This window comes from Synergistaceae bacterium (genome assembly GCA_012728235.1).
Lineage (GTDB): Bacteria > Synergistota > Synergistia > Synergistales > Synergistaceae > JAAYFL01.
In genome coordinates this window covers 1-10,310 of the sequence record JAAYFL010000020.1, presented here as the reverse complement: position 1 = coordinate 10,310, position 10,310 = coordinate 1, and the positions used below count along the sequence as shown (strand labels likewise).

Here is a 10,310-nt window from a genome sequence, read left to right as displayed (position 1 = left end):
TCCACCCAAACAGGGGCCACAAGAAGGGGTTGAAATAGTAGCATCTGCTTCGATGAATATATCGAAAAGTCCCTCTTTCATGGCGGCTTTGTAGACCTCATAAGACGCAGGTATAATCATCAACCTGGTATTTTTATGAATTTTCTTCCCTTTTAATATTTTTGCTGCCATGCGCAGGTCGTTAAGTCTTCCATTAGTACAGGATCCTATAAAAACTTGATCTACAGGCATTCCAGAAACTTCTGTGACAGCTTTTACATTATCCGGCAAGTGGGGCATGGCAACCTGTGGTTCCATGTTTGTAATATTTATATTGATAGATTTCGCATATTTAGCATCATTATCCGCATAAATGGGCTCAAATTTCCTTGCTGCACGAGCCTTTGCATAGTCTAACAATTTTTTATCTGGATTTATAAGTCCTGCTTTAGCGCCGGCTTCTATAGCCATGTTTGAAATAGTAAATCTATCGTCAAGGTCAAGAGAATAAATTGCATCTCCATGAAATTCCAAGGCCATGTATCTCGCGCCCTCAACTCCTATTTCTCCTATCAAAGCTAAAATAAGGTCCTTCCCGCAAAGCCATTCCGAAACAGTTCCTTCAAAGGAAACCTTTATGGTATCTGGGACTCTGAGCCAAGTTTCTCCCAAAGCCCAGGCTGCGGCAAGGTCTGTTGAACCTACTCCTGTTGCGAGAGCCCCCATGGCTCCATGTGTGCAAGTATGACTATCCGCTCCCAGTACTATTTCTCCTGGGAGCACTAAGCCGTTTTCATGCAGAAAAGCGTGTTCTACTCCAACTCTGCCAACATCCCAAAAAAGCATTTCCTGCTCCTTTGCGAAGGTCCTACACTCTTTAATTTGTTCTGCCGAAGCTATGTCTTTTGCTGGCGAAAAATGGTCCGGCAAAATAGCACATCTTGTTGTGTCAAAAACTTTGAGAGCACCCATTTTTTTAAATTCTTTTATTGCTGGTGGTCCCGTGATATCATTCGCGAAAGCAAAATCTACATTTACTTGGCAAATAGACCCCGGTTCAACTTTATCCTTTGTGTGTTTTGCAATAATCGCTTCAGCGAGAGTCTTAGGCATCTAATTTTATCTCCCTTGCAGCGGCTGTGGCATACAGTCTGTTTAGCGCATCGACGTAAGCTCTTATTGAGGACTCTATTACGTCGGTACTAGTTCCTCTTCCTTGTGATTGGACTCCACCGTGATGGAGGACGACTCTGGTTTCGCCCAGAGCATCAGAATGTTCGCTAGTTGCACCGATCCTAAATCCTTTAAGTTGGGGAGAGAAGCCTAATATTTTCTTAATTGCATTATAGGCAGCATCAACAGGGCCGTTCCCGACAGAAGCTTCAGTGTGTTCAATATCTCCGGATGTTAAAGTAACGCTTGCTGTCGGCTTACTCCCAGTTCCCACATAAACGGCATAATCTTTAAGAACATATGTCTTTTCAGGTATAAAAGATAAAACCCTATCAAGAATTAGGGCTTCTATGTCCCCATCGCTAACGTCTTTTTTCTTATCGCAAAGCTCTTTAAAGTAAGCAAACCCTGTTTCTAATTCTTCATTCGATAATTGGTATCCTATACTTTCTACTTTATCTTTAAAAGCATGTCTACCGGAATGTTTTCCCAAAACCAAATCGGATGAAGGTGCACCGACAGATTCAGGCGTCATAATTTCGTATGTTGCTTTATTGCATAACATCCCATGCTGATGTATTCCTGCTTCGTGAGCGAATGCGTTTACGCCGACTATAGCTTTGTTGGGCTGGACCATAACACCGGTTAAATGCGATACCAGTTTGCTTGTGCTGTAGAGTTTAGTGGTGTCAATCAAAGTTTTTACCGGATATTGGTCGGTTCTTGTTTCCATAGCCATGACAATTTCTTCCATGGAAGCGTTCCCGGCGCGTTCTCCAAGCCCGTTAATAGTGCACTCAACCTGTCTTGCACCTGCTCTTACTGCAGCAAGAGAGTTTGCAACTCCCAAGCCCAAATCGTTATGGCAGTGTACAGACCATATAACGTCTTTGTCCGAGTTTACTTCTGTGATAACTCTTTTTACAAAAGTATAAAACTCGTCAGGCTGAGCATATCCGACAGTATCAGGAATATTTAATGTCGTAGCGCCGCAAGCAATCGCTGTTTTGTACACTTCAACTAAGAAATTAATATCAGATCTGCTTGCATCTTCAGCAGAGAACTCCACATCTTTTACGAAGGAGCGAGCAAGCGTTACCCCGTTACGGACTTCTGAAAGCACACCCTCCTTATCCAACTTGAGTTTATACTCCATGTGAATAGGACTGGTAGCAATAAAGGTATGTATTCGAGGATGTTTCGCATTTTTTAGTGCTTCGGCGGCAGCCTTGATATCTTCAGCCCTCGTTCTAGCAAGTCCTGCAATAATTGGACCTCTTATATCACGGGCTATTGCCTGTACAGATTCAAAATCACCTGGTGATGATGCAGGGAAGCCAGCTTCAATGACATCAACTCTAAGTCGTGCAAGCTGTCGGGCGATTTGTAGTTTCTCTCCCTTATTCAGATTGATTCTTGCAGCTTGTTCTCCGTCTCGAAGCGTTGTGTCAAAAATACGTACGTGATTAATCATGGCTTTTTTCTCTCCTTTAAAAAGGTGGTCTATCGGCTGTTTATTCCGCGATATATAAACGTGCTATGAACGATTAAAAATTCTTCGTTCGGTTAAAATCAGTGCCTGCCGCCCCTACAATTGTTTTTAAAACTTTGGAGCCTCTTTTTGTTCCATCCAAGGCATCATTTTGCGAAGTTCTTTTCCAACTGCTTCACAGTCAGCTTCTTGTACTGCTTTTGCCCATTTTTTCATGCGTGGACGTCCTGTTTGATTTTCAAGGATCCAATCACGTGCAAAAGTTCCGTCCTGAATCTCGGTAAGAAGCTCCTTCATTACCTTTCTTGACTCAGCTCCTATTACTCTCGGTCCTGCCGTCATATCTCCGTATTTTGCGGTATCGCTTACCGAGTAGCGCATCCAACTAAGACCGCCCTCAAAAATCATATCGACTATCAGTTTGAGTTCATTGATACATTCAAAATAAGCCATTTCAGGCTGATATCCCGCTTCAACAAGAGTTTGATATCCTGCCTGCATAAGTTCACTTACTCCGCCACAGAGAACGGCTTGTTCTCCAAAAAGATCTGTTTCAGTTTCTTCCTGGAAAGTTGTTTCAAGAATGCCGGCTCTACCCCCGCCAATACCAGAAGCATACGCTAACGCAAAGTCCTTAGCTTTGCCTGTGGCATCCTGATAAACAGCAATCAGACAAGGGACTCCTTTCCCTTCTTTATACATGTGTCTAACCATATGGCCAGGCCCTTTGGGAGCAACCATAAAAACATCGTGGTTAGGCTCGGGGACGATTTGGCCAAAGTGCACTGCAAATCCGTGAGCGAAGGCGAGCTTTGCGTCTTCTTTAAGGTTGGGAAGAACTTCATTTTTGTATACTGAAGCCTGGATATGATCTGGAATTAAAAACATCATGACGTCTGATTTTTTTGCTGCTTCTGATACAGTACAGACTTCAAAGCCATCCTTTTCTGCAACAGCCTTAGACTTACTTCCTTCATGAAGAGCGACTAGAACGTTTGCTCCGCTATCCCGAAGGTTCTGAGCATGTGCATGCCCTTGGCTTCCGTAACCTATAATTGTTATTGTTTTCCCCTTCAGAAGATTGAGATTTGTGTCACAGTCGTAATATACTTTTGCCATTGAAAACACTCCTTCTGTCCCTTTGGACGTTTAAATATGTAATTTTATTTAAATTGAAACATTTAAATATAAACTTTAATTCTAGCTACGATAACTGTTTATTCTCCGAAAACTTTGTATCAACAAATTCTCCGAAAGAAAAACCACTTCTAGAAAGAGCAACTTGACCGGATCCTGCTGATTCAATTATTCCATAAGGTCTAAATGCCTCCATACATGCATCCATCTTTCCCTTATCTCCGGTTATTTCAAGAGTTATTGCTTCTGCCCCTAAATCTACTACTCGGCATCGAAAAACTTCGGCAGTTTGTAGAATATCAGGGCGCTTATTAAGAGGAGCTCTCACTTTAACAAGAGAAAGCCAGCGTTCGACAAATGGGCCTTCTTTGTTGAGGTTTATGACGTCAATGACTTCAATGAGCTTAAGGAGTTGATTCCTTATCTGTTCATATACGCCCTCCTCTCCATCTATAACCACAGTAAATCTGGAAACGCCGGGGATGTCGGTTCGTCCTACACTTAGGCTCTCAATGTTGTACCCTCTTCGGTAAATCAATCCTGCTATCCTCATTAATACTCCGGGATTGTCTTCAGATAAAATGGTGAAGGTGTTTTTCATGTAATTTCCTCCTAATATTTGAGTATAAAAATGCATATAAAAAAAACCGGAGCCCTGATGGGCCCCGGTCCGAAAATAACACGACAGCTAAGCGTCGGTCAATTCGGGGGACCCATCGCTAATAAGGAGTACTATTACGTTTGAAAGTATATCGTTATGCAAAGTTCTCATAAATGGGTCTCCTTTCTTGGCCGAAGCCACTTACTAATGCTTACTTAATTTACAATATGTGGAATATACAGCACATGTTTTGATTTGTCAATGAGTTGTACTAAATTTTTATGTATTTAAATATGTGTAAGAGTAACAAATACCACAATCTTACTTCATATCTTGTAAAACAGCTCTTACTCTGTCTGCTTGTTTTTGGGGTAGCCACTCGTCCAATAGGTAATCGTTGGTTTTTAGGAACCAAACGGCAGTGTCTTTGTGGGTTGCTTTATTATCGTCAAGATACGCTAAAGCTTGGCTTATAAGCTTGCTACTAGTTCGATATTTTCCAAGAAATTCCAAGAGATCAGGTGCTTTTTTTGCAAAATATCTTCCACTGACAATTTTTAATTCTTGGAACGGGAAAGCGCAAGCTCCTTTTTTATAAAGGTCTTTGTCATATGGTTCATCTTCTAACAAGATAAGGTCAAGCTTTCCCGTTACCCAAGTTGGTTCAAAACAATAACCAACCCAAGCCTCACCTAAGTTGTATGCTGATACCAGAGAGCCAAAAAGAGCAGCCTCGCTCCCTGAACGTCTATAATTATAGAATTTATCCAAACCATAAAGCTTATGTTTTTTATAAAGGATCTCATCAGATCTCCAGCCCGGCAGAGTCCCGTGCACGATGCCTTTCTTTTTATCTTCCTTGTCGGGAAATAGTTTACTGTACTTAAGCAAGTCTTTTACAGTTTTGAGATCGGGAGCCATGGGTTTTATTCCTCTTTTAGGGTCTCCCTCAACGACATACCTTGGAACATAGTATCCCTGTTTTGTTTCGTCAGTAATAACTCCGACGTTTACTATATCGCCATTTTCAACATCTTTAGGATAGGAGAGAATATTTTCTGTCCAACTTTCAAGATCTAAGTCTACATCCCCGGCTATGATAGCTTGCCAATTCATGTGCGAAGCAGCTGTAGATGTTTTTAAAATATAATCGTCGTGAATGCTTTCGATTACTATCTTTGCTATTTCGTTGTGAAGTTTCTGACTGTCCCAGCCGTTATCAGCAACGATTATTTCGGTTTTCGCAAAAGCAGAATTTGGCATCGCAAAGAGAGAAGCACCCACAATAAGAAGTAAAAAAACTTTAAATAAATTTTTATTCATTTATACGCCTCCACCCCTATAATAGTAACAACCTATTCATTATTATAAGTTGTTGTTTTTGTTAAATAAAGTCAGTTTATCTTAATTGATAATATTCGTCAATAAGTCGCATTATTTTGATAACATAGATATGAAGGTTAATTGCTGATAGCGGGAGGAGAAAAGTATGAATTTTCTTAAGTATGGTTCTGCTGAGACATCATATCTTTCTAAAAAAGACATAAAACTTGGACAACTTATATCAAAAATAGGATATATAAAAAGAGAGGTTTATGACGATCTATTTGATTCACTCATCGGTTATATCGCAACACAACAAATATCAAACAAAGCAGCAGTTACAGTCAGAGCTAGAATTTATGATAAATTTAAGATAATTACTGCGAAAAAGCTTGATAATGCCACAGATGAGGAAATACAGTCAGTTGGTATTTCAATGAAGAAGGTTCAATATATGAGAAATTTATCACGCGCAGTATTATCTGGAGAGCTTGAAATGGAAACGCTCAAAGATTTCTCAGATGATGAGGTGAAGTCTAAGCTGACTTCAATAAAGGGAATAGGCAATTGGACCGCCGAGATGTTTCTAATATTTTCTCTAAAAAGAATGGATGTCGTTAGCTATAAAGATCTGGCTATAAGAAGGGGAATGATGTCTCTTTACGGGTTAGAAAGACTTGAAAAGAAAACATTTGAAAGATATAGAGAGAATTATTCTCCATATGGCACTGTAGCTTCTCTTTACCTTTGGAGTTTATCGAAGGAGATTTAAATAAAAGGGACAAGAGCGTGCCCTACGAGTACACTCTTGTCCCTCAAGTTTTATGAAAGCGAAGAGAGAACAGATGCTCTGCTTACTATCCCTTTCAACTTTCCTCTGTCTCCTACAACAGCGATTGGAAATTTCGCCTCTACGGCTTTCGGGATTATATCTTTTAAATATATTTCTTCTCCTGTTACCGGAATTCCTTTTGTGAGTAAGGAAAAAAGAGGAATTTTTTCTTTTCTGGCTCTTATCGCGTTGTCTAAAGTTATAATTCCCATAAACTTCATGTCATCTGCAACGGCATAGGCACTGGAGACCTGGTTTTCTCTCATTTCCATAACGGCATTAGCTGCGGAAACGTTTTCTCTGACGATACAAAGAGGGGTAAACATCACATGCTTTACTTTCAAAACAGCACTCATATCAGCACCCTCAATGAAGTTTTTTACGTAATCATTTGCCGGATTTGTAGACATCTCTTCGGGCGTGCCGGATTGTACTATAACGCCATTATGCATTATCGCAACCCTGTCTCCTAATTTGAATGCTTCATTAATATCATGAGTTATGAATATTATTGTTTTTTCTAGTTTTCTCTGTAGAGAAAGGAGTTCGAACTGCATTTCTTTACGAACTAGAGGGTCAAGTGCAGAAAAGGGCTCATCCATTAGCAAGACGTCCGGAGAATTCCCTAGAGCTCTAGCTATTCCAACTCGTTGTTTCATCCCGCCAGATAGACTTGAAATCTGTTGTTCCTCCCAGCCTTCAAGACCTACCATTTTTATAAATTTTTCTGCCTCTAACAAACGTTCTTTCTTGGGGACACCTTTTATTTCAAGTCCATAAGCTACGTTATCGATTACATTTCTATGGGTCAATAAGCCAAAATTTTGAAATACCATTGATATTCTTTTGCGTCTCAGATTAAGGAGATCTTTACCTTTAAGCTTTTCGACATTCTGTCCTTCAAAGAGTATCGTGCCCGAAGTTGGCTTTAGAATTTGGTTGAAACATCTGATTATTGTAGATTTGCCGGATCCAGAAAGTCCGATTATAACGAATATTTCTTTTTTCTTAACTCTAAGGGAAACGTCCCAAAGGGCGACAGTCGCTCCGGTTTTTTTATATACTTCATCTTTTTCGCAACCATTTTTCATCATTTTTGTCGCTTCTGTTCTGTTTTTACCATATATTTTTGTTACATTTTTTGCCTCTATAATATAGTTATTATCCATTATTCTGTCGGTGCCCCTTTCTGTATCATTCCCTGTGTAAGCCGGTCAAGAATAATCGCTAAAAAGACAATTGATATTCCGGGCATTAAGGCTTTTCCCATCTCAATTCTGTTTGTGGCTAACAGAATTTGCATGCCTAAACCTTCTGCCCCAATCAGAGCACAAGTTACGACCATTGACATTGCCATCATTATGGTTTGATTTATTCCTGCCATTATAGATGGCATGGCCTGAGGTATCTGTACCTTAGAGAGCAGCTGTAAAGTTGTAGAGCCAAATGATGAGGCCGCTTCCAGCATTTCTTTATCTACATGTGTAATCCCCAAGTTAGTCATTCTTATCATCGGAACGATAGAATATATAGTGGTTGCGATGAGAGCCGGCGTTTTCCCCGGACTAAATAAAATAACTGCAGGTACTAGATAGACAAAAGCAGGCATGGTCTGCATAAGATCAAGAATCGGTCTGATTACTGTGGATGCTTTTTTGTTCATTGCAACCAATATGCCAAGCGGGAAGCCCAGTAAAATTGAGAGAGTAACAGCGACTACGACCATACTAATAGTTTGCAACATACTATCCCATAGACCGCACATACCAATGAAAAATAACATCGCACCAAAAATTAAGCCGACATATTTTTTCTTGCTGGCTTTCCATCCAAGGTAAATAACAATCAGAATTAGAATAAACCAAGGAATCTTCTCTAGAGAGAAATATACCGAATTGACCGAGTTTAATATAACAGTTCTTATAATTCTAAGTGTTTCTCTATGATTTCTACTAAAAGCTTTAACGGCGATATCTATGGCTTCCCCACTACCTAAAATGAGACTTTCGGGAAATTTAAGAAAATATTCCATTTGTGGACCTCCCAAAATTTAAAAATATTTTACATTTGTACCCTTTGAACAAAACGTAGAATTTCTAGAGTGTTTTTTTAATTTTTTCGGCTTTATCTTTTGGCAGCCACTCGTCTATTAATTCAGGATAGGTTTTAAGAATCCATATGGCAGCTTGTTTATGAGTTGCATTTTTGTCATTTATATATGCCAAGCCTTTTGCTATTACATTGCTGTCGGTTCTGTATTTTTTTAGGAAGTCTATTAACTCAGGTGCCTTTTTTGCAAAATATCGGCTGCCAATGATATGCAGTTCTTGCGGGTTAAACTCTGTTGCTCCTTTTTTAAAGAGTTCTTTATCAAATGGTTCGTCTTCCAATCTGACGATATCAAGTTTGCCACTTATCACAGTCGGCTCAAAGCAGTAGCCGACCCAAGCTTCCCCCAAGTTATAAGCAGCTTCCAACGATGCAAAAAGAGTAGCTTCGCTTCCCAGTCGTACATAGTTGTAGTGTTTATCAAGCCCATAAAGTTTATATTTTTTATATAAAATTATATCTGCTGCCCATCCCGGGGTTCCGCCGTAAAATCTACCCATTTTATTGTCCTCTTCATCAGGAAATAGGTGGGAATATTTTGCGAGATCCTTAACCGTTTTAAGACTAGGAGCAATCGGTTTGATTCCTCTTCCTGGATCTCCTTCTATAACATATCGAGGAACATAAATTCCCTGATTGCTGTTAGGCACACTAATTCCGATTTCGACAACGTCTCCATTTTTAACATCTTCAGCAAATGTCGCCATGTTTTCTGTCCAACACTCTAAATCAAGATCGACATCTCCTGCGATTAGGGCTTGCCAATTCATGGGTGTGGACGCGGTAGAAGTTTTTAGTTTGTAGCCCCCGTAGGCTTTTTCTACTATATGGCTAACTAACGCATTATGTAGTTTTTGGCTATCCCATCCGCTGTCTGCCAGTACCAGTGTAGTTTTTGCGAAAGCTTGTGTAGAAAAGATTGAGAAGAACAATACTGTTCCAAATAGAATATTGCGAAGCTTTTTTGTTCCCGTTCTTAATTCTTTAAAATTCATGATTATTTATATTTTCCTCCAATATTAATATTGCAACACTCTATATACTTACATAAAGTTGTTACTTTTACAAGGAAAATTTATCTTTTATTTTGTTTTAGAGTGAGGGGACTAGAAAAGAGCCTTTAATTGGCTGTTGAGTTCAGTTTTTTTAAAGTTCTTAAAAAATCTTTCACCTTTGTGTTGCTATTTTCATCTCCCACAAAATAAAGGACATCTCCTTGGGCAAGCACAGTTTCTCCTCCGGGTGAAAGTATAAGTGAGTCGTTCTTTTTTATCGCAACGACAGTAGCTGATGTTGATTGCCAAAAACTTAATTGGGATATTTTTTTCCCTAGCGAAGGCAAGCCTTTTTCGAGAGTTATTTCAAAAGGAATGAAAGGGTTTGTTGACCTAAATCGTTCTGTCATATCAACAAGTCTCTCAACTTGAGTTTTAAGTTCGATTGTTTCACGCATCTGACTCTCTAGTTTTTGTAAAATAGTATTTTTAAGATGAAAAAGAGTTTTCGCGTCTCGTCTTCTTGATATGTATAAGAGAGCATTTTCTCTGGATTTAATGGTAACTCCACTGCCTTTTAATGCTTCAACAATTCCTAGCTCAGAAAGAACACAAATTGCCCTCCTTGCTGTTTCAGGAGAAACACGATACTGAGAAGCAAGGGAAGAC

At 39.5% G+C, this 10,310-nt stretch carries 10 protein-coding genes; 1 reads left to right on the top strand and 9 read right to left on the bottom strand.

All coding sequences use genetic code 11. The features are described from left to right. The 5 genes from GXZ13_01650 to GXZ13_01630 all read right to left on the bottom strand — a co-directional run. On the bottom strand, positions 1-1,092 hold a 1,092-nt coding region (locus tag GXZ13_01650), incomplete at its 3' end, for a 3-isopropylmalate dehydratase large subunit (GenBank protein NLX74546.1). Beyond that, the gene (locus GXZ13_01645) at positions 1,085-2,626 is read right to left on the bottom strand and encodes a 2-isopropylmalate synthase (protein NLX74545.1); all 1,542 of its coding nucleotides are present in this window, start codon (positions 2,624-2,626) and stop codon (positions 1,085-1,087) included. The genes GXZ13_01650 and GXZ13_01645, both read right to left, overlap by 8 nt. Positions 2,627-2,752: 126 nt before the next feature. After that, on the bottom strand, positions 2,753-3,763 hold the full coding sequence (ilvC, locus tag GXZ13_01640; GenBank protein ID NLX74544.1) for a ketol-acid reductoisomerase: 1,011 nt from the start codon (positions 3,761-3,763) through the stop codon (positions 2,753-2,755). Between the two features lie 85 nt (positions 3,764-3,848). Further along, positions 3,849-4,382, bottom strand: coding sequence for an acetolactate synthase small subunit (gene ilvN / locus GXZ13_01635; GenBank protein NLX74543.1), 534 nt, complete (start codon positions 4,380-4,382; stop codon positions 3,849-3,851). Between the two features lie 321 nt (positions 4,383-4,703). Next, a complete protein-coding gene (locus tag GXZ13_01630; GenBank protein NLX74542.1) occupies positions 4,704-5,705 on the bottom strand; it encodes an ABC transporter substrate-binding protein in 1,002 nt (333 codons plus the stop codon). Between the two features lie 166 nt (positions 5,706-5,871). Here GXZ13_01630 and GXZ13_01625 point away from each other — a divergent pair, with 166 nt between their 5' ends. Further along, the gene (locus GXZ13_01625; GenBank protein NLX74541.1) at positions 5,872-6,477 is read left to right on the top strand and encodes a DNA-3-methyladenine glycosylase 2 family protein; all 606 of its coding nucleotides are present in this window, start codon (positions 5,872-5,874) and stop codon (positions 6,475-6,477) included. Between the two features lie 50 nt (positions 6,478-6,527). Here the strand turns inward: GXZ13_01625 and GXZ13_01620 are convergent, their stop codons facing one another. The 4 genes from GXZ13_01620 to GXZ13_01605 all read right to left on the bottom strand — a co-directional run. Further along, positions 6,528-7,706 (bottom strand): glycine betaine/L-proline ABC transporter ATP-binding protein, encoded by a 1,179-nt coding sequence (locus GXZ13_01620; protein ID NLX74540.1) that lies wholly within the window; start codon positions 7,704-7,706, stop codon positions 6,528-6,530. Continuing rightward, the gene (locus tag GXZ13_01615; protein ID NLX74539.1) at positions 7,706-8,569 is read right to left on the bottom strand and encodes an ABC transporter permease subunit; all 864 of its coding nucleotides are present in this window, start codon (positions 8,567-8,569) and stop codon (positions 7,706-7,708) included. Before GXZ13_01615 ends, GXZ13_01620 begins: the two co-directional genes overlap by 1 nt. 64 nt (positions 8,570-8,633) lie before the next feature. Next, entirely contained in the window at positions 8,634-9,641 is a 1,008-nt protein-coding gene (locus GXZ13_01610; GenBank protein ID NLX74538.1) for an ABC transporter substrate-binding protein, read from the bottom strand. Positions 9,642-9,766: 125 nt separating this feature from the next. After that, positions 9,767-10,310 (bottom strand): GntR family transcriptional regulator (locus tag GXZ13_01605; GenBank protein NLX74537.1); only part of this gene is annotated, 544 nt, incomplete at its 5' end.

Bases quoted from the DNA above. Each gene is read 5' to 3' on its own strand.
- GXZ13_01645 (NLX74545.1), bottom strand. From the start codon at position 2,626: ATGATTAATCACGTACGTATTTTTGACACAACGCTTCGAGACGGAGAA.
- ilvC (NLX74544.1), bottom strand. From the start codon at position 3,763: ATGGCAAAAGTATATTACGACTGTGACACAAATCTCAATCTTCTGAAG.
- ilvN (NLX74543.1), bottom strand. From the start codon at position 4,382: ATGAAAAACACCTTCACCATTTTATCTGAAGACAATCCCGGAGTATTA.
- GXZ13_01630 (NLX74542.1), bottom strand. From the start codon at position 5,705: ATGAATAAAAATTTATTTAAAGTTTTTTTACTTCTTATTGTGGGTGCT.
- GXZ13_01625 (NLX74541.1), top strand. From the start codon at position 5,872: ATGAATTTTCTTAAGTATGGTTCTGCTGAGACATCATATCTTTCTAAA.
- GXZ13_01620 (NLX74540.1), bottom strand. From the start codon at position 7,706: ATGGATAATAACTATATTATAGAGGCAAAAAATGTAACAAAAATATAT.
- GXZ13_01615 (NLX74539.1), bottom strand. From the start codon at position 8,569: ATGGAATATTTTCTTAAATTTCCCGAAAGTCTCATTTTAGGTAGTGGG.
- GXZ13_01610 (NLX74538.1), bottom strand. From the start codon at position 9,641: ATGAATTTTAAAGAATTAAGAACGGGAACAAAAAAGCTTCGCAATATT.